General features: G+C 68.8%; 16 protein-coding genes and 2 tRNA genes. 11 read left to right on the forward strand and 7 right to left on the reverse strand.

Translation table 11 applies throughout. The features are described from left to right. The first annotated feature begins 21 nt into the window (after positions 1-21). From E5F05_RS18845 to E5F05_RS18860, 4 genes are all read left to right on the forward strand, one after another. Complete coding sequence (locus E5F05_RS18845; protein ID WP_129120178.1) at positions 22-903, forward strand: c-type cytochrome; 882 nt, start codon at positions 22-24, stop codon at positions 901-903. 135 nt (positions 904-1038) lie between these two features. After that, on the forward strand, positions 1039-2889 hold the full coding sequence (locus E5F05_RS18850) for an ABC transporter ATP-binding protein (protein ID WP_241687236.1): 1851 nt from the start codon (positions 1039-1041) through the stop codon (positions 2887-2889). 433 nt (positions 2890-3322) lie between these two features. Continuing rightward, entirely contained in the window at positions 3323-4648 is a 1326-nt protein-coding gene (gene der / locus E5F05_RS18855) for a ribosome biogenesis GTPase Der (RefSeq protein ID WP_129120180.1), read from the forward strand. A gap of 90 nt (positions 4649-4738) precedes the next feature. Further along, positions 4739-5872: a PQQ-dependent sugar dehydrogenase gene (locus E5F05_RS18860; protein ID WP_129120181.1), complete on the forward strand. Its 1134-nt coding sequence runs from the start codon at positions 4739-4741 to the stop codon at positions 5870-5872. An 81-nt stretch (positions 5873-5953) separates the two neighbouring features. Here E5F05_RS18860 and E5F05_RS21785 read toward each other — a convergent pair whose 3' ends face one another. The 4 genes from E5F05_RS21785 to nth form a co-directional block, all read right to left on the reverse strand. Beyond that, positions 5954-11746 carry a TSCPD domain-containing protein gene (locus E5F05_RS21785; RefSeq protein WP_129120182.1) on the reverse strand — a complete coding sequence of 1931 codons (5793 nt, stop codon included), beginning with the start codon at positions 11744-11746 and terminating at the stop codon, positions 5954-5956. Positions 11747-12044: 298 nt separating this feature from the next. Then, complete coding sequence (locus E5F05_RS18870) at positions 12045-12761, reverse strand: zinc ribbon domain-containing protein (protein WP_129120183.1); 717 nt, start codon at positions 12759-12761, stop codon at positions 12045-12047. A 35-nt stretch (positions 12762-12796) separates the two neighbouring features. After that, positions 12797-14026, reverse strand: a complete 1230-nt coding sequence (locus tag E5F05_RS18875; RefSeq protein ID WP_129120184.1) for an MFS transporter — start codon at positions 14024-14026, stop codon at positions 12797-12799. Positions 14027-14054: 28 nt separating this feature from the next. Continuing rightward, a complete protein-coding gene (gene nth / locus E5F05_RS18880) occupies positions 14055-14720 on the reverse strand; it encodes an endonuclease III (protein WP_129120185.1) in 666 nt (221 codons plus the stop codon). 99 nt (positions 14721-14819) lie between these two features. Between nth and E5F05_RS18885 the strand changes: the two genes are divergently transcribed. After that, positions 14820-15041 (forward strand): hypothetical protein, encoded by a 222-nt coding sequence (locus E5F05_RS18885; protein WP_129120186.1) that lies wholly within the window; start codon positions 14820-14822, stop codon positions 15039-15041. 86 nt (positions 15042-15127) lie between these two features. Then, a tRNA-Trp gene (locus E5F05_RS18890) sits at positions 15128-15203 on the forward strand. A gap of 41 nt (positions 15204-15244) precedes the next feature. On the opposite strand, the gene cutA is transcribed toward E5F05_RS18890, so the two are convergent. After that, positions 15245-15565: a divalent-cation tolerance protein CutA gene (gene cutA / locus E5F05_RS18895; protein ID WP_129120187.1), complete on the reverse strand. Its 321-nt coding sequence runs from the start codon at positions 15563-15565 to the stop codon at positions 15245-15247. Between the two features lie 76 nt (positions 15566-15641). Beyond that, entirely contained in the window at positions 15642-16022 is a 381-nt protein-coding gene (locus E5F05_RS18900) for an FtsB/FtsL family cell division protein (protein ID WP_129120188.1), read from the reverse strand. A gap of 66 nt (positions 16023-16088) precedes the next feature. Here E5F05_RS18900 and E5F05_RS18905 point away from each other — a divergent pair, with 66 nt between their 5' ends. The 4 genes from E5F05_RS18905 (at position 16089) to mgsA (ending at position 18249) form a co-directional block, all read left to right on the forward strand. Then, a complete protein-coding gene (locus E5F05_RS18905) occupies positions 16089-16574 on the forward strand; it encodes an acyl-CoA thioesterase (RefSeq protein ID WP_129120189.1) in 486 nt (161 codons plus the stop codon). Further along, positions 16571-16858, forward strand: a complete 288-nt coding sequence (locus E5F05_RS18910) for a hypothetical protein (protein WP_129120190.1) — start codon at positions 16571-16573, stop codon at positions 16856-16858. Before E5F05_RS18905 ends, E5F05_RS18910 begins: the two co-directional genes overlap by 4 nt. Positions 16859-16945: 87 nt before the next feature. After that, positions 16946-17857 carry an ROK family protein gene (locus E5F05_RS18915; RefSeq protein ID WP_129120191.1) on the forward strand — a complete coding sequence of 304 codons (912 nt, stop codon included), beginning with the start codon at positions 16946-16948 and terminating at the stop codon, positions 17855-17857. Next, on the forward strand, positions 17854-18249 hold the full coding sequence (gene mgsA, locus E5F05_RS18920) for a methylglyoxal synthase (protein ID WP_129120192.1): 396 nt from the start codon (positions 17854-17856) through the stop codon (positions 18247-18249). Before E5F05_RS18915 ends, mgsA begins: the two co-directional genes overlap by 4 nt. 49 nt (positions 18250-18298) lie before the next feature. Here mgsA and E5F05_RS18925 read toward each other — a convergent pair whose 3' ends face one another. Beyond that, positions 18299-19549, reverse strand: a complete 1251-nt coding sequence (locus tag E5F05_RS18925; protein ID WP_129120193.1) for an aminopeptidase — start codon at positions 19547-19549, stop codon at positions 18299-18301. A gap of 58 nt (positions 19550-19607) precedes the next feature. On the opposite strand from E5F05_RS18925, the gene E5F05_RS18930 reads away from it, so the two are divergent. Further along, a tRNA-Pro gene (locus E5F05_RS18930) sits at positions 19608-19684 on the forward strand. Positions 19685-19725 lie beyond the last annotated feature (41 nt).

Consider the following 19725-nt stretch of genomic DNA (forward strand, 5'->3'; position numbering starts at 1 on the left):
GCGGGGGCGTATGCTGGCGGTATGTCGGTGAAGCGAACAAGACAAAACCGGTGGGTGGCGGGCGACGTGATGTCGTGGGTACTGGGCGTGACGCTCGGTCTGGTTCTGGGCGTGGCGTTCCTGATCGTCATCCCGCGCGTGATGAGCGCGCAGAAACAGGCGAACGCCTCGGCAGCGGGCGCCAGCACGGCAGGTTCCAGCACCGCGAGTACGGGCACCGCGACGACAGGTCCGGCGGCGGGCACCGCCACCCCCTCGGCAGGCACGAACACGACCAGCGGCGGTGGCGGCACGGCGCAGAACACCCAGGTGCCCGCCCCGGTCCAGGGCACGGCCGAAACCATGACCGGCAACGGCACGACCGGCACCGAGAACACGGTCCAGCAGCCGGGAACGCCACCCGCTGGCGCGGCCGCAGGCAACGGGACGACGGGCACGGGGACCACGGCCACCGGAACGGGCAACGCGGCTGAAAACACGGCGGCGGGCACGACCGGCACCGCAGCCCCCGCGACCGCCGGGGCAGGCCAGAGCGGCAGCGCCACGGCGACCCCCGGCACGGCCTCCGAACCGGCCGCCACCGCTGGCAGCGCGACGGGCGCGGCAGCGGGTGCAGGCGCGGCGGCAGGCACCACTCAGGCAGGCAATGCCCAGGGCGGGCAGACCGTCTTCGCCAGCAACTGCGCGGGCTGCCACGGCGCGAACGCCCAGGGCGGCATCGGCCCCAGCCTGGTCGCCGCGAACGGCCCCACGAGCTGGACGCTGGCCCAGTTCTCCGCCGCAGTGCACGAGGGGCACGCGCCCGACCACGAACTCTCGACCGTCATGCCGCGCTTCTCGCAGGCGCAGATCAACGACGCGCAGCTCGCGGATATTCAGGCGTACCTCAAGACCCTACACTGACGGTTCAAGGAAGCACGCCGCCCGGTCTGACCTGGGCGGCGTGCTTCCTTAATGCATTTATTGTGGCACAGGTTACGCCCGCAGACGAGGCCCCCGCGCACGGTTGACGCCCGCAGCCGTACCTACACTCGGGGGGTGCGGAAACCCCCCAACACCGACCCCATCCCCACGCATGAATTGCTCGCAATCCTGGCCCGCGCCCTGCCCGCCCTCGTTCGCAGCGCCCCCGGCATCGTCTCCCTGATGGGGCTGATGGTGGTGGTGCAGGGCCTGACGCCCGCCGCGACCATCTTCCTGAGCAAGTGGACGGTGGACGGCATCACCCACGTGGTCGGGGGAGGTGAGGCGAATCTGACGCTGCTGGCGCTGGCCTGGGCGGGCACGGCGCTGGTGGCGCAGCTCACCGGGGTGGCGAGTACCGTGCTGCAAGGCTACGCCGCCGACCACTTCACGGTACAGACGGTCACGAGCCTGATGCGAAAGATGCAGGCCCTCCCCGGCCTGGACGTGGTGGAAGACCCCCGTTTTCACGACGACGTGGAGACGCTGCAAATGGGCGCGCGTTTCCGGCCCCTGAACCTCACGGCGACGCTGCTGGGCCTGCTGCGTTCGCTGGTGGGGGTGCTGGGTGTCGCGGGGGCGCTGCTGACGGTGGGCTGGTGGGTGCCGCTGGTGGTGGTGGTCGGCATGGTTCCGCTGGCCCGCACGCAGATCCGGCTGCGCGAGATGGGCTGGAGCCTGACCATCCAGCGGACCCAGGAGTCCCGCGAACTGGCCTACGACCAGCGCGTTTCCATGCGCCACGAGTACGCCAAGGAGGTCCGCCTCTACGACCTGATGCCCTACCTCACGGAGCGGTACGTCAGCAAGGCCCTCGACTACCAACGGGTGATGCGCGGCATGCGGAACAAGCAGGTGCTGGGCGTGCTGCCCGCCCAGGCACTCGCGCTGGCGGTGACGGCGGGCCTCTTTGCCTACGCGGTCGCCCAGGCCGGGGCGGGACGGCTGACGGCGGGCGCGGTCGTGCTGGTGATCGGGGCGCTGGCGCAGGTGCGGGAGGGCCTGGGCAGCGTCACCGAATACCTCGGCATGGGCACCGAGCACCTCCGGTGGTTCCAGAAGTACTACGCCTTTCTGGACGCCCGCCCAGGGGTCGCCCCGCCCGAGACGCCCCGGCCCCTCCCCGCGCGGCTCGACCTGACGCTGGAGAACGTGGGCTTCGCCTACCGGGACGGCCCGCCGGTGCTGGAGGGCGTGACCCTGCATGTCCCCGAGGGTCAGGTCGTCGCCATCGTGGGTGAGAACGGCGCGGGCAAGACCACGCTGATCAAGCTGCTGCTGCGCTTCTACGACCCCACGACCGGGCGCATCCTGGTCGGTGGGCCGGGCGAGGCGACCGACCTGCGGGGCCTCGACCCCGCCGAGTGGCGTTCCCAGATCGCCGCCGTCTTTCAGGACTTCGCCCGCTTCGAGTGGACGCTACGCGAGAACGTGCTGCTGGGCCGCCCCGAGGACGAGGCCAAACTCGCGGAAACCGTCTGTGCCAGCGGTCTGGAGAGCGTCCTCCCCCGTCTGCCGGACGGCCTGAACACCCGCATCGGCCAGGCCTTCGGCGGGGTGGACCTCTCGGGCGGCCAGTGGCAGAAGCTCGCCACCGCCCGGGCGCTGTACCGTGACGCAAGGGTGCTGATCCTTGACGAACCCACCGCCGCCCTCGACCCCCGCAGCGAAACCGAGGTCTTCGCCGCCTTCGCCGCGCTCTCGCGTGGGCGCACCACCCTGCTGATCACCCACCGCCTCGGCAGCGTCCTGATGGCTGACCGCATCCTGGTGATGAAGGCCGGGCGTCTGATCGAGGACGGCACCCACGCTGGCCTGCTCGCCCGGAACGGCGAGTACGCCGAACTGTGGCGCCTCCAGGCCGGACAGTACATGGAGGGCGAAGTCGAACCCGCCCTGCGGGAACCCATCGAGGTCGAGCAATAAAAAAGCCGCCTCTCGGGCGGTGATAAAAAAAGGATAGCGTGGGATGCAGGGGAAGTCAACTTATGCAGGCGAATTCCCGGTCAAGACGGAAGAACACGCTCAGCCGTTCAAACCTGCTGACGCCATAGCCCCTTCGGCTTTTGAAACGCTGGCGCGGGCGGCCGACTTCCCCTCTCAGGCAGGCAGGGCAGAGGCGCTTTCGGGCCGCAGCCGCCCAGAGCTTCCGCAAGGTGCGGCGGAACGGGACACCCTTTTCCCACCGCAGCGCCGCTCACCCCGGCCCTCTGGTGAGGGGATGGACCTTACCTTCCTCCTCCACCCCCCACGCTATACTTTTTCACCTATGGCCCGTCCAGCCTCAGTGAAGGCGGCGGGCAGCGGCGAAGCTCCCCCTGACGCCGGGGCAGCTTCGACACCGAAAGGAGCGTCCAAAATGCAAAAAGTGGCGATTGTGGGAAGGCCCAACGTCGGCAAGTCCAGCCTGTTCAACCGCCTGGTGGGGCGGCGCGAGGCCGTGGTGGCCGATTTTCCCGGCGTGACGCGGGATGCCAAGGAAGGGCTGATGCTCTACCACAACCACCGGATCGTGCTGGTGGATACCGGCGGCCTGTGGAGCGGCGACGAGTGGGAGCAGGCCATCCGGGAAAAGGCCGAGTGGGCGATGGAAGGCGCGCAGGCCGTGATCTTCGTGGTGGACCCGCGCGAGGGCCTGACCGCCGCCGATTACGAGGTCGCGGACTGGCTCCGCAAGCTGGGCAAACCGGTGATCGTGGCCGCCAACAAGATCGACAGCCCCAAGCATGACGTGTACCTGGCCGAGCTGTGGGGCCTGGGCTTCGGTGATCCGGTGGCGATCAGCGCCGAGCATGCGCGCGGCCTGGACGACCTGATGGAGCGCGTGATGCAGTACCTCCCCCCCGACGAGGAGGACGTGCCGGAAATCGCGCCCATCCGCATCAGCCTGATCGGCCGCCCGAACGTGGGCAAGTCCAGCCTGCTGAACGCGATCACCCAGAGCGAGCGGGCCATTGTGGCCGACCAGCCCGGCACCACCCGCGACAGCCTGGACGTGGAATGGAACTACGGCGGGCAGCGGTTCGTGCTGGTGGACACGGCGGGCATCCGCAAGAAGCCCGACACGGCCATCGAGGACTACGCCATCCAGCGCAGCGAGGCCGCCATCGAACGCAGCGACATCATCTGGCTGGTGGTGAACGCCACCGACATCGGCGACCACGAGCTGAAGCTCGCCAACCTGGCCTACGACAGCGGCAAGCCCGTGATCGTGGTGGTGAACAAGTGGGACCTGGTGCCCGACGAGGACCTCAAGCGGACGGAAAAGGACCTGAACCAGAAGCTCCACCACATCTCCTACGCGCCGCGCGTGTACACCAGCGCCATCAATGACTACGGCATTCACGACATGCTCGCGGAAGCGATGAAGCTCTACGAGAAGTGGCAGAGCCGCATTCCGACCGCCGAACTCAACCGCTGGCTGGAAATCTGGCAGATGCGCCAGGCCGTGCCCAACTTCCACGGCAAGAAGCTGAAGATGTACTTCATGACCCAGGTGGAAACGGCGCCGCCCACCTTCGCCATCTTCTGCAACCGCGCCGACTTCGTGACCCGCGCCTACGAGGGTTTCCTCCAGAACCGCATCCGCGAGGACCTGGGGCTGGCCGGAATTCCGGTGCGCCTGAAGTGGAAGGAAAAAGGACCGTACAAGAAGGGCAAGAAGGGCGAGGAGGCGGAAGCGTAAGGGGGGCTGGACCGGGGGAAACCTCCGGTTTGTGCTTTCTCCTGCCCGGCGAATGACAGTCCCGGCGGGGCGGGGCGCGCACAATGACCCATGACCCTCCCGCGCCTGCCCGCCGCGCTGGTCCTCGCTGCCGCCCTGCTGACCGCCCCCGCCTGGGCGCAGAACACCGCCGTGCCCGGCGTCCGCTTCACGCCCTTCGTGGCGGGTCTGCCGCAGGTCACCACCCTCACGCACGCGGGGGACGGCTCGGGCCGCCTGTATGCCGCGCAGCAGGAGGGGCAGGTGCGGGTGATCGAGGGGGGACGGGTCCGCGCCCAGCCCTTCCTCGACGTGAGCGCCCTCACCCGCGCGGGCGGGGAGCGGGGACTGCTGGGCCTCGCCTTCGATCCCGGTTACCGGCAGAACCGCCGCCTGTACGTCCATTACACCGACCGCAACGGGGATACCGTGCTGGCCCGCTATACCGCCACCCCGGACTTCTCCCGAGCCGACCCGCAGAGCGCCCGCATCCTCTTTACCACCCCGCAGCCCTACGCGAACCACAACGGTGGGCAGCTCGCCTTCGGCCCCGACGGCTTCCTGTACCTGGGTCTGGGCGACGGCGGCAGCGGCGGTGATCCCCAGAACAACGCGCAGAACCTGGCCTCGCCGCTGGGCAAGCTGCTGCGGTTCGACGTGCGCGGTGACGGGGTGAAACCCGCCCCCGGCAACCCCTTCCTGGGAAAGGCGGGGGCCAACCCGTACATCTGGGCTTACGGCCTGCGCAATCCCTGGCGCTTCTCCTTCGACCGCGTCACGGGTGACCTGATCATCGCGGACGTGGGCCAGGACACCTGGGAGGAAGTGGACCGCCAGCCCCGCGCCAGTCAGGGCGGCGAGAACTACGGCTGGCGCCTCCGCGAGGGCCGCCGTTGCTTCAATCCGCCCAGCGGTTGCCGGACGCAGGGCCTCACCGAACCCGTCCTGGTGTACAACCACGACGAGGGCCAGAGCATCACGGGCGGGTACGTGTACCGGGGCGGCGCCATTCCCGCCCTGAAAGGCCGCTACGTCTTCGCCGACTTCGGGAGCGGCACCGTCTGGGCGGCCCCCACCACCGGCCAGAATTGGAACAAGGTCCGTATCGGCAGCGTCGAAAACCCCTCGACCTTCGGGGAGGACGAGGGGGGCGAACTGTACGTGGCGGAGTACGGGAGCGGAAGGATTTTGAAGGTGGGGCGGTAGGGCTTACTTCTTATTGCCTTTCTTGCTCAATTGGGAAAGAGTGCTGCCTGCCGCCGTCTGTTGTCCTGTCGGGCCAGTCGCTCACCCGCACTTGCTGTACCCACACGCCTGGCACTTCAGGCACCCCTCTTCCCGGATCACGGCCTTCTCCTCGCACACGGGGCAGCGTTCGCGGCTCATGCCGTCCATGCTCTCGATGCTGACGCCGTTCTGAGCCGCAGGGGCGAGGGCGGGCACGTCCACGCTGGCCCCGGCGAGGGGCGGGAGCGCGGCAGCCTCCATGTCCTTCTGGAAGGTGTCGAGGGCGACGGCGATCAGGTCGGCCTTGCTGCCCACCAGGCGGCCGTTGTAGCTGCCGTACAGGCCGCCGTTGATGCCGCGCAGGGTCTTGATGAGGGCCTGGGCGGGAACGCCGTGCTGGAGGGCGATGGACACGACGCGCCCCAGCGCCTCGGAGTCGGCGTTGGCCTCGTCGCCCGCGCGCCCGCTGATGACCATAACCTCGACCGGCTTGCCGTTCAGGTGGTTGACGGTGACCAGGAAGGAGCGGCGGTGCCCGCTGGTCGGGTCGGTCAGCTTGACCATGTCGGTGATGCCACTCAGGCGGGCGGGGCGCTCGTAGACGGGCGGCTGGGCCACCACGGCGGGCCGGGCGACGGCAGCGGGAGCCGCAGCAGGCGCGGCAGGTTCCTCTCTGCTCTCCGTCCCTTCCCCCATCACCTCGGCGGCGGCCTGGGCCGCTGGCTCTTCCACCTTCTTTTCCTTCTTCTTGCTGGTGCTCAGGACCTGGAACTGCCTGCTGCCGTCGCGGTAGACGGTGATGCCCTTGCAGCCGGTCTTGTACGCCTCGCTGTAGGCCTGCTGCACGTCCTGCACAGTGGCGCTGTTGGGCAGGTTGATGGTCTTCGAGAGGCTGTTGGCCGCGTGCTGCCCGCCGTCGTCGAAGGCCTTCTGCACGGTGCCCTGCATCCGCACGTGGTCCACCGGCTTGATGTCGTGGGCGCAGACGAAGACCTGCTGGAGGGCTTCGGGGATAAAGGCCAGGCCGACCACGCTGCCGTGATTCTCGCTGACGGCCTCGGTGACCCGGTCCCAGTTCCAGCCGCCCTGCTCGCCCTCCATGTTCGAGGCGGGCGGGTACTGGTTCAGCAGTTCCATGAAGAGCGGATGCAGCAGGGCCCGGTACTCGCTGCCGATCTTGCGCCAGATAAAGGGGCTGAAGACGGGTTCGATGCCGCTGGAGACGCCCATCAGCATGCTGGTGGTGCCTGTCGGCGCAACGGTCAGCACCGCGACATTCCGCCGGGGCTGATGGGGAATCTTCTTGGCGTTGCGCTCATAGACGGGGTACACGCCGCGTTCCTGGCCCAGACGTTCGCTCTCGGCCACCGCCTCTTCCCGCAGCGCACTCATGATCTCGGAGATGACCTGGCGCCCGGCCTCCGAGTCGTAGCGCAGGCCCAGCTTGATCAGGGCGTCGGCCAGGCCCATCACGCCCAGGCCCAGGCGGCGCAGGTCCTGGGAGGCGACGCGGTTGTCCTCCAGCGCAAAGACGTTCACGTCCAGCACGTCGTCGAGGAAGCGCACGCAGGTCCGCACATCGGCGCGGAAGGTGGCGTAGTCGAAGGTGCTGTTCTGGACGTAGGCGGCAAGATTGATGGCCCCGAGATCGCAGGGCTCGCCGATGGTGAGGGGGATCTCGCCACATTGTCTGGTATTTACATAACTGAAGCGCATCTTTTCGCCCGCAGACTGTACAGCATGATGCCCGATGTAGTAGTTGTGGAACTCGTCCACCGTCCCGTTGTACACGTCCTCAACGCCGACATACTCCACGGAGACGACCCGGTGATTCGCCACGCTGGCCCGTTCAGCCAGAGCAGCGTAGGTCGGCAGGCCGCCGGGGTGCAGGCGCACAGGTACGCCCGTTTCACGGCAGTGGGCTTCCCACTCCTGTTTGAGCGGGCGGCGCCCCAGGCGGAACTTCAGGTCGTTGAAGGCCCGCACCTGCCGCTCGCCGGTGTTCGCACTGACCTGCCCCAGGGCGGCTCGTGCCCCCTCACGTCCGGCAGCAGAGGCCCGCTTCAGGCCGCAGGGACGGCAGTAGCTCACCTCGCGGCGGTTCCAGGGCTGTTCGTAGTGCGTCCCGCAGTCCTCACAGGCGCGGGTGACGATGGGGTAGAAGTTCCCTTCGTGGCGCACAGCCACATACCCGGAGCGGAGAGCGGACTGGAGCAGGTCGAAATTGTGGACGGCCTGGCGGGACTGGCCCACACCGCGTGGCAGCACCAGGAGACTCAGCTCGGCCGCCACCCGTTCGGAGAGGGCATTCACGCTCCCCAGTTCCGCCTCCCGGTGTTCGGAGAAACTCTGGGGCAGCCCGCGCTCTCCGGCATAAGCCTGCCACTCGCGGTTCGTGAAACCCCGGCCCAGGCTTCGGGCCAGTTCACGCGCCGCCTCTTCCAGTTCCCTGTGGGACAGGCCGGAATGACGCCCGTTGTTCTCACCCGACGTGGCGGCGCTCATCCGGTGACGGTAGACATGCTTCTCGGCGTCTGTGAGCTGGCCCCACCAACGTTCGCGCATGGGGTTGCTGTCGCCCAGCATGTTCGCACGGTGCAGGTCATCGTGCGCCTCGACACTCATGACCTCCAGGTTGTCAGGGCAGTTGTTTTGCGCGTCATAGTCCCGGTGATGTACGACTTCGCCCGTCTTCAAGGCGCGGCCGAGAGAGAAGGCTGCAATCAGACGATGCTCGCCTTTTGGCTTACCTTTGCCACCCGTGAGCCATACATAGTCCTGACCCTTCGTCTTGGTCATATGTGGGAACACTTCATCGAACTTCGCATGGAACCGCGTCAGCGACGCCACCGATTCCCCCGGCTGCAACTGCAACGCCTCGCGGAACGTCCCGTCCGTCAGGTTGAACTTGTGGTTGCCCGTCACGCGGGTCTTCAGGCCGTCGTCGAACGTAACTTCATAGATGGCCTGCGCGTAGCCGCTGACGCGGGGGTTCCGCATCCAGCGCACCACGACGTTCCCCTGGTCATCCTTCGCATACACGGGAACGTCTCGACCCATCTCCGCCAGTTCCCGGAAGCTGACCGCACCACGTCCATCCGCGACCGCGACCAGCGTATCCCCCGTCACGCACGGATTCGTGCTCCGGATCTCATACCGCTTCCCCAGGTTCTTCAGCGCGCTGAATTCGTTCACGCGGTCCACGAAGATCAGTCCCGGTTCACCCGTCGCCCAGGCGTGCTGAGCGATCTGGTCCCACAGCCACTTGGCAGGCACACCGGGGCGCTTGTCGGCCGGGTTGTAGCGGCCCTGCGGCGCGGTCTGGTAGAGGGGCACGCCGCGCGCGCCGTCCTCGGCCCGTTCGGGCAGGGCGGGGAGGCGGCCATCGTACATCCCGGTCTGCGGGGCCAGGTAATACTTGCCGGGCACGTCCTGCACGTCCACATGCCACAGGGCGTCGCGTTCCAGCGCCTGCCAGAACTTCTCGGTCACCAGGATCGAGATGTTGAAGGTGGAGATGTCGCCCTCGGCGGCCTCGCGGTCGAGGTCCTTGGCGGTCAGGAAGTCCAGCACGTCGGGATGCTCAATGGAGATGGTGGCCATCCCGGCGCCACGCCGGGTGTTGTGGGTTACGACGCCGCCCGCCAGGTACGTGTTGTTGTCGTCCACGCAGATATCCAGCGTCAGGATGCGGCCGCCGGGCGTAATTTCGCGCACCGGGACGTAGTATTCGCTGAACTGGAAGTCGGGGATCAGGTCAGTGACCTGGGCGTTTTCTTTGAGAGCGGCATAAGCCGTGGCCGTGAGGTTCCGCTCCCCCCGCACGTACCGGCTGAGGGTCTTGCGCGTTTCGGTGTGCGGGCTGGGTTGTCCCTTGCGCCCGGCGGGGAGTGCCTCCAGCGCGCCCCCGAGCAGCGCAGCGGCGTGTGGCAGCGGCCAGGAGGACTCGCGCCGGGTGTCGGGCGTGAACCGGCTCAGCACGCTCAGACGTGAACCTTCCAGCGTGCCGACACGTTCCAGGTAGCGTTCCAGTCCGAGGGCAGTCATCACGCGGACGCGGTACTGCTCGTGTTTGGAGTAGCGCCCCGGCAGGGGGTTGTAACGCATCAGCTTGGCCGGAATACCCAGGCCGCCGAGCATCACCAGCACGTCCTGCGCGAAGCGTTCACTGGCGGTACTCAGCAGGGGGTAACCTGCCGTGACCGTGCCGTCCGCCTCGAACAGACCACGCAGGAACGCCCCCACCACGTTGCGTGGTGCCTGCCGAATGGGGCGCGGCAACTCCAGTTCGCGGGCCTTGCCCTTGTGCAGCTCGTTCTGGTTCAGCCACGCGACCAGGGCGCTGCTCTTGGTGACGTAGATCAGGCTGGCGTCATTCTCTTTCTGCTCCACGCTGACTTCCAGGCCGAACAGGTCGCGGAAGAGGCGCGGCGCGACCTCCACCATCGGGGAGCCGTGCGCGACCGCGAAGCCCACACGCCCGTCACTGACGAAACCGTCGCCCCACAGGTATCCCAGCCAGAAGGCGAGGTCTTCCGTCAGGGTTTCCGGCGTCCGGATGGTCTTGGCGTTGAAGTGCGTGCCGCCTGCGCCGAGGGGAGCGAGGGTCACGGGGCTGCCGGTGTGTTCGTCCAGCACCTGAATGGCCCAGTCGCCCGGCTGGAGTTCGTCGAAGCGGACCCACTCGCGGGCGCCGTTCTCGCGCAGCACCTTCAGTTTGTGGTTGGGCGTGCCTTGCAGCGTCAGGCCGCTGTCGAGCGTGACCTTGAGGGTGTCAGCAATCCCGTTGTTGAAGGTCTGGGGGCTGCGCTTCCAGCCCTCGTCGGTGGCGACTTCCAGCGTGTGATCCTGCCAGCCGAAGGTGAAGGGGTCGGCCAGTTCGCGCAGACGCAACGTGCCCCGGCTGGTGTTCACGAGGGTGTCCGGGTGCAGGCAGCCCCCCTGACGGACCACCCGCAGCACCGGCGCATACACGAAACGCAGCGTGTTGATCGGTCCGCTCGTCTCGCCGCCCCGGTTGGCCCACTCCAGGAAGTTGTCGAAAATCTCCATCAGGAACGACACCGGGCCGCTGGAGGTGCCGCCCGACCCCTTGATCGGCGCACCCTCGGGCCGCATCTCGCTGAGGTCGATGCGGGGCTCGACGCCGACCTTGGCGCTCTCGGCCACCGCGCGGGCCGCGTCGACGATGCCGCCCATGTCGTCCGCGACGGGCTGCACGCCTTCCGGCAGGGCGCGCACAATCTGCACCCCGTTCTGCCGGGCGCGCGCCACCAGTTCGGCGGGAATCGCCTGCCCGTACACCACGCGGGTCCAGTTGCGGACCGCGACGGGCTGCTTGTCGCCGTCGGGCTGGGTGGGGGGGCGCATCAGCCCCTCGATGAAGTCGTCCACGTCGGGGTGGGCCGCGCTCATGTAGGCCCAGCCGCGCACGCCCGCATCGGGGCGGCTGCTCTGGGCCCGGGGCGTGTACACGTCGAGGTTCACGCCATTGCCGCCGCCCACCTTGGTGACCAGGGCCAGCTTCTTGGCGACCTCCATGACGCCGTCGAAGCTCTCCGGGGCGTGTTCGGTCGCGCCCTGCACGAAGCAGTTCAAGACGTTCCCGTGCTGCGTCCCCGCGCCCGCCAGCACGCGCCCGCCGGGGCAGAACTTCTTCTCGGCCATCAGGTCGTAGTACTTCTGCGCCCAGTGTTCGCGCGCCTCCGGGGCCTCCGCGCCCGCCACCCAGTCCGCGATCCGGCGGAACATCCCGCCCAGGTCGCCGTCCCCCGCCTGCAAATACTGCCGCCTGGCGATGTGGTGGGCGTTCTCGTCGAAGTTGCTGAGGGTGGGGCTGGGCGTGGTGGTCATGGAGGCTCCTTGGGAGAGAAACGGCAACAAAAACCCGGCTGCCTCGCTGAAGGCAGGAAGGCATGGACAGGGTGGCCCGGCAACAGAGGGCCGCTCTCAGGTGCCTGACTGTAACACTTTGCACCCTGGAGCTACAATGACTTGTACGACCTTCTGTTTTGGTGTACAAGATGTGACCCCTGGCGCAATCCCCCAGGGGTCAGATGAAATTCCCGTCAGGAACGGAAGTCTGGGCACGGCTGCGGGGCAGGAGGCGGGTCCGGCCCGCCCGACTTCCCCCAAAGGGGGTGGCCTGCCCTCAGCCCAGCTTGATCAGGAAGCGCCCGCAGGAAGGGCACTTCACGGGGGGGAGCTTGCCCTGGGCGGCTTTCTGCTGCACGTTGACCGGCAGCATCACGTTGCAGCCGGTGCAGCGGCCTCCCCGGATCTCGACCAGGCCCAGGCCCTTTTTGGCCTTGCGGATCAGGTCGTATTCCTTGACGGTGCGGGGATCGATCCCGGCGACCAGCCGGGCGCGTTCCTGCCGCGCGCCCTCGCCCTGGTCGCGCAGGCCCTGGATGCGGGCCTCGTCCTGGGCTTCCAGTTCTTCGAGCTGGGGGCGCAGGGCGCGGTGCTCGCCGCGCAGGCCGCCCGCCTTGCCGGTCAGGTCGCGCTGCCGCTCGCGCAGGGGCGCGAGGTCCTCTTCCATCTCCTCGGCGCGTTCCTGAAGCATCTGGATGCGGCTGCCGTACTGGCTCTGGGCGCGGGCGTCGAAGGCGTTCTTCTCCTGCTCCTCCCGGGCGCGGGTGATCTGCTCGCGGGTGCCCAGGAGGTCCTGTTCCAGCCCCCGGATCTGCTTCTCGGTGCCTTCCAGGGTGATCTCGGTGTCCTCCAGGTCGTTGTTCAGGCGTTCCTGCTGGGCGCGGGCAGCACGCAGGGCGTCCGGGACGCTGGCCTCCTCGTCCCGCAGCCGGTCGAGTTCCAGGTCAAGCTCCTGCACGCGGTACAGGCTCTGAAGGGGTCCGGTGTCGCTCATCGCGGTCAGTCTACCCCCGTCCAGCGGCGGGGGCCTCACCGCCGCAGCGGCGCAGCGGCAGAAGCGGCCGCCCGCCGCGACCGGCGGTACAGGCCCAGGTAGATCGCCAGCACGCTGCCCGCGTACATCAGGATCGTCCAGGCGAACAGCACGCGGAAGGCCAAGCCAAAGGGCAGCACGCCGCGCACCACGCCGCTGAGCAGGCTGCTGACCGCCCACCCCAGGTCCCAGGTGATCACGTTCACGGCGGAGTACATCGGGCGGTCCTCGTCCGGCAGGGCGCTCATGGCGTAGGCGCTGTAGACCGGACCGGCCGCGTTCATCAGCGCGCCGCGCGTGAAGAGGGCCGCGCTGACCATCCACAGCTCCGGCGCGAAGCCCAGCACCGCCAGAAAGGGCAGGCTGGCGGCCTGCACCGTGAGCACGGCGGGAAGCTGGCCCAGGCGGCGCACCAGCAGCGGCTGCACCAGCACGGTTGCGGCGGTGGCGAGGCTGGTCCAGGCGAACAGCGTGCCCAGGCTGGCGTAGTCCACATGGAACTTGCCCTCGATGAACACGTTCAGGAAGGGGATGGTCGCGCCCGCCCCCAGGCCGACCAGCAGGTTCGGGGCGACCAGCCGCGTCATCGTCCGCTTGTCCCGCACGGCAAAGGAGCGGCCCTGGGGGCGGGGCTTGCCGCTGGGGCGCAGGAACAGCACCGGCAGCAGGCCCACCAGTTGAAAGGCCGCCGACACCAGCAGCGCGGCCCGCAGCGCGCTCAACCCGTCGGGGGCCGTCCCGGTGGCCGCCGCGTACACCTCCGGCACGCGCCCGCCCAGCAGGTTGCCCAGGAACCCCGCCCCGGTCATCAACGCGCTCTGCACACTGAAAAGGGTGACGCGGCTGCGCTCGTCGCTGTTGTTCGCCATGAAGGGCGACCCAGCGACGGACAGCAGCGCCGCCCCCGCTCCCTGTACCAGCGCTCCCGCGAGGGCCGCCAGCGGTCCCCCGGCCAGCGCCAGGATCACCGCGCCGATCAGACTCAGGACGCTGCCGAGCTGAATCGTCCGCGCGTTGCTGATCCGCCGGGCCAGCGCCACCGCCGGAAGGCTGAGGCAGGCCAGCGTCAGCGCGGGCAGCGCATTCACCAGCCCCTGCCACTCCGCCCCCAGCCCCAGCGCCCGCAGGTAGAAGTTCAGGAACAGCGCCGCGAACGCCTGCGCCAGCCCGAAGGTGAACGCCGAGGCGAGGTAGAGCCAGAGCTGGCGAGAAAATTTCCAGGTCATCCGCGCCTCCGCTCCCGGCCTGTGGCCTTCACGGTTCCACCCCCACGCGCGGGCAGAACGTCTGCATCAGACACGCGGCGCACTGCGGCCTGCGGGCCATGCAGATGCGGCGGCCGTGCAGGATCAGCGCGTGGTGCAGAAAGACCCAGCGTTCCCGGGGAAAGAGGCGCTGGAGGTCCACTTCCACCTTGTCGGGGTTGGTCTGCACGCTCAGGCCCAGGCGGCGGGCCAGGCGGCCCACGTGAGTATCCACGGCGATGGCGGGGTAACCGTAGGCGTTGCTCAGGACCACGTTCGCGGTCTTGCGGCCCGCGCCGGGCAGGGCCACGACCGCGTCAAAATCGTTGGGGACCTCCCCGCCGTGCCGCTCGACCAGCAGGCGGGCGAGCGCGGCCAGGTTGCGCGCCTTGCCCCGGTACAGGCCGATGGTGCGGATCAGCGGCTCAATGTCCTCGGGGCTGGCCTGGCTCATCGCAAAGGCGTCGGGATAGCGGGCGAAGAGGGCGGGCGTGGCGGCGTTCACGCTCACATCGGTGGCCTGGGCGCTCAGCACGGTGGCGACCAGCAGTTCGAAGGGACTCCCGAAGGCCAGTTCGGTGCGGGCGTCGGGGTAGAGCGTTTCCAGCGCCGACAGCACCAGCGGCGCGCGGGCCTTGGCACCGTGGGGCAGGCGGGAGGAGGAGGAGCGGGTCACGCGGGGCAGCCTACACTCCACCGGGTGAGAGGCGCCCGCGCTGAGCCATTTGTTCTAGAGGCCCGGCAACTTTCCCGCTCTGTCCCGCGTATTCGTGGCATGCGCTTCCTTTCCCTGATCCTCGGCATTCTCGCGGCGCTGGGCCTGCTGCTGGGCTTCCTGCCCCTCTTCGGCTGGCTGAACTGGCTGGTCGTGCTGCCGCCCGCCGTGCTGGGCCTGATCTTCGGCGTGCTGGCCCGCGACCGGAGTGCGATCACGCTCAACGTCGTGGTGGCCGCGCTGGGGGCGCTGCGGCTGATGCTGGGGGGCGGCTTCCTGTAAAGGCGGGCCTTACCCTTGCGTGCTTGCTGGCCCCTTTGCTATGCTGCGCGGGCTTGCGGGCCAGGGTTCTCCCGCGCCGCAGCCGAGGGTCCTTAGCTCAGTTGGTAGAGCGGCGGTCTCCAAAACCGTAGGTCGTGGGTTCAAGTCCTACAGGGCCCGCCAGAATTGCTCCCCCAGCGGGAGCTTTTTTTATGCCAGCGGGCCTACTCGCCGCGCAGGGTGGTGGCACTGAGCAGCCAGCTCTGGAACTCGGGCAGGGCGCGGTCAAAGGGCAGCGCGATGATCTCGGGCACCTGATAGGGGTGCATGGCCCGGATGCGCGCTTCGAGGTCGGGGTAGCGTTCCCCGGTGGTCTTGATCAGCAGCAGCGACTCGGGGTCCTCAGCGATGTCGCCTTCCCAGCGGTAGATGCTGTGGATGCCGCCGATCACATTCACGCAGCCCGCCAGACGCTCCGCGACGAGGGTCCGGGCAAGTTCCTGTGCTCGTTCGGGGGGCACCGTGACCAGAACGACGAGTGACATGGTCCCCGCAGCATACGCCGGGCGCGGGGGGCAGGGCGGCAATCCCCACCAAAACCTCAGGGCTTCTCATCTTCGCTCAGGGGAGGCGCAGCACCGCGCAGTTCTCGCCGGGCGTCTCGGGGGCACCCTTGGCCACCACCACCGTCTCGTTCGCGCCCACGAAGCCCTGGCAGCGGGCCTGCACTTCCAGGTAGGCGGGATCGCTGGCGGCCTGTTCGGCCTCGCGCAGCACGCGCAGGTCGTGCTCCAGGCTCTGAATCCGGGCCTGGGTGGCGCGGGTTTCGCGGTTCCAGGTCAGGGTGCGGTAGGTCATGTTCCCGAGCTGAAACGTCAATTGCACGATGCCCAGGCCAGCGAGCAGACTGGCCAGCATCAGCGTGACCGGAAGCCGCTGCACCTGTCGCCAGGACGCCCGCAGGTCCCGGCGCGGAGGCGGAGGCGGGTCAGGCGGAGTCATATGGGTCAGAGCATAGCGTCACCCGGCATGAGGCGCAGCAGGCGAAAGGGAGGCGGGGCCCGCATAATGGACGCCATGAGCGAACCCGACCCGCGCGCTGCCGCCGACGCCCTGGCGGCCCTGGACTGGACGCGCGCCCACCGCACCGAGATCCAGATGCGCTACGGCGACATCGACGGCATGGGCCACCTGAACAACGCCGTCTACGTGCAGTACCTGGAAACGTCCCGCGTCCTCCTGATGCGTGACCTGGGGGTCCGCGACGAGGATGACCGCTCGGTGCTCGCCCGGCTGGAACTCGACTACCGCCAGGAGGTGCGCTGGGGCCAGCGCGTGGCCGTCGAGACGCTGGTGGAGGGGGTGGGCCGCAGCAGTTGGACGGTCGTGTCACGCCTCACGGCGGACGGCCAGCCCTGTGCCTTTGCCCGGACCGTGCAGGTGCGGGTGAACGCCGCGCACCGCCCCGAGCCGCTGCCGGAAGCCTGGCGCCGCGCCTTCCTCCCCCTGTCCGCGCGTCCGGCGACCGGCACGGAAGAGAGCCTGCCCGGGTGAGCCACGCGCACTACGAGGACCGGGTGCTGTATCAGGGCGACGTATGGGTGCGGCTGGACACGCTGCCGCGCCTGCTGGCGGAAGGCTGGCGGCGCACGCTCTGGGCGGGAGGGGTGGTCAGCGTGGTCCGCACGCCCTTCCAGTGGGCGATGGGCAGCCCCGTGATCGAGATCGAAACCGGCGGCTACATGGGCGACGTGGGCCTCTACGTGCCGGAAGTGCAACTGCCCGAGGCGCTCGCGCTGCTGCAAGGAGACGGAGCGGGCGAGACATTCCCGGGCTGAGCCCGCCAGCCCGCAGGCTAAAGTGCCGGTGATGAACGCGCGGAGAACTGGAAGCGCTCCCGCGAAGCTGGAGAGGGAGGCAGAAGAGTGACGGAAGCAGCAGCGCAGCAGGTCAGTATCGGCGTGGACGTGGGCGGCACCAAGATCGCCACCGGGATTCTGCGCGGCGGAGAGTTACAGGACCGGCAGGTCCAGCCCACCCCCGAGACGGGCTGGGAGGCGGTGCTGGACGCCATCGCCGCGCGGGTCCGGGAGTTGCAGGCCCGGCACCCGGAGGTCCGGCGGGTCGGCGTGGGCGTGCCGGGGCCACTCGACCTGGCGCGCACCCGTGTCAAGTTCGCGCCGAACATCTACGGCTTTACCGACGTGCCGCTGGTGGACGGCCTGCAAGTCCGGCTGGGCCAGCGGGTGGTGCTGGAAAACGACGCCAAGGCCGCCGCCCTGGCCGAAGCGCACCTGGGCGCGGCGCGCGGCACGGGGAGCAGTGTGTACGTGACCGTCAGCACCGGCATCGGCGCGGGCATCGTCCTGAACGGGCGGATCTGGCGCGGACGGCACGGCATCGCGGGGGAACTGGGGCACGTGACCGTGATGCCCGGCGGCCCGGTGAGCGGGGCAGGCCTCGACGGGGCGCTGGAAGCCGTCGCCAGCGGCACCGCCATCGCCCGCGACGCCAGCTACGCCCTGAACCGCGACGTGAGCACGGCGGAAGCCTTCGCGCTCGCCGCGCAGGGGCAGCCCGCCGCCCGCCGGATCGTGCAGCAGGCCCTCAAGCACATCGGCGTCGCGCTGGCCGACCTCCAGAAGCTGCTCGACCCGGAGGTGATCGTGATCGGGGGCGGCGTCGCCAGCGTCGGAGAGATGTTCTTCCAGGGGGTCCGGGCCGCCGCCGAGGAGTACGCCGGTCCCTTCGCCCCGGTCACCATCCGCCCCGCGCAACTCGGCACGAATGCCGGAGTGATCGGGGCGGCGCTCGCCGCGCAGCAGGCGGAAGCGTGAGCGGCCCGGCGGCCGACCGGCGTCAGGTGGCCCTGATCGCGCACGACCGGAAGAAGCTGGAACTGGCCCTCTTCGCCCTCAGTCACCGCGATGTGCTGGCCCAGTTTCACCTGATCGCCACCGGCACGACGGGCGGCATCCTGGAGCAGAAGACCGGCCTCACCGTCGAGCGGATGCTGTCGGGGCCACTGGGCGGGGACCAGCAGATCGGTGCCCGCATCGCCGAGGAGCGCGTCCTGGCCGTCTTCTTCTTCCGTGACCCCCTGACCGCCCAGCCGCACGAACCGGACGTGTCCGCCCTGCTGCGCCTGTGTGACGTGCACGACATCCCCCTCGCCACCAACCCGGCCAGTGCGGAGGCGCTGGTGCTGTGGCTGGCGCAGCGGGAGTAGGCAGCCGTGAGCAGAAGCAATCTTGCTGACCGCTGAAAGCTGACGGCTCCTAGATCACGAACTCGCCCCCCCGCATCACCGCCTCCCTCTGCCCGTCCTTCGTGATTCCGTCCACGTCCATCTCACCGCTGCCGATCATCCAGTCCACGTGGGTGAGGCTGTCGTTGCCCCCCTTCGCCTGGAATTCCTCCAGCGTCATGTCCACCCCGCCCTTCACATTGAAGCGGTAGGCGCTGCCGATGGCGATATGGGAGGCGGCGTTCTCGTCATACAGCGTGTTGAAGAAGAACAGGCCCGAGCGGCTGATCGGGCTGGAGTCGGGCACCAGCGCGACCTCTCCCAGACGGTGGCTGCCCTCGTCGGTGTCGATGAGTTGGCGCAGGGTTTCCTGGCCCTGCCGCGCGGTCGCCTCCACCACCCGCCCCCCCTCGAAACGGATGCGGATGCCCTCGATCAGCACGCCGTTGTAGGACAGCGGCTTGGTGCTGACCACCACGCCGTCCACCCGTTCGCGGTGCGGGGCAGTCCAGACTTCCTCGGTGGGGATGTTGGCGGTGAAGGTGATGCCGGAGGGGGTGTCTGCCGCGCCGCCGCCCCAGATGTGATCGTCGGCCAGGCCCACGGTCAGGTCGGTTTCGCCGCCCCTGAAGTGCAGCGCCGCGTACTGCTTGGCGGTGAGGAGGTCGCGGCGGCGCTTGAGGTCTGCGAGGTGCTGCTGCCAGGCGGCCACCGGGTCGGGCTGGTCGGCGCGGGTGGCGGCGAAGATGGCGTCCCACTGCTTCTGGACGGCTTCCTCGCGGGAGACGCCCGGGAACATCAGCTCGGCCCACTCGGGCACCGGCGCGGAGATCAGGTTCCAGTTCAGGCGGTTGGTCATCACCTGGAGGGAATAGGGCTTGCGGTAGGCGGCCAGCGCCCGCTGGTGGGCCGTTACGCGGGCCGGGTCCACGTTCGCGTAGAGGTTGGGGTTGGTCGCGCGAATGGCGATCACCGCGCCGCCCGCGTCCGCCGTTTCGGTTTCGGCGTCCACGCGCCACTGGCTGATCTGCTCGAACGACCCTTCCGGGGCCAGCGTGAAGCGGGCAAGTTGCACGTCGTCGTCGTCCCAGCGCACGTCGACGAAGCTGGCGCCCGCCTCGTAAGCCTCACGCACGATCAGGCGGGCGAGCGGCGCCGTCTCCACCGGGGCTTCGACCAGCACGCGCTGGCCTTCCCGCACGCCCAGGCCAATCCGCACCGCCAGCCGCGCGTAGTTCCGCAGCTTTTCCTCGAAACTCAAGTTGGTCACGGGGCCAAGCATAGCGCCCCGCGCCCTTGACGGCTGGCCGAACGGCATCTATAGTTCTGTGGCTGGCCGTCGAGGCGTAGCGCAGCCTGGTAGCGCACTACCTTGGGGTGGTAGGGGTCGTGAGTTCAAATCTCGCCGCCTCGACCAGCACAGAACTCCCTCCCAGAGAGGGGGTTTTTTGTTTGGCC

The sequence above is a fragment of the Deinococcus metallilatus genome (genome assembly GCF_004758605.1).
Lineage (GTDB): Bacteria > Deinococcota > Deinococci > Deinococcales > Deinococcaceae > Deinococcus > Deinococcus metallilatus.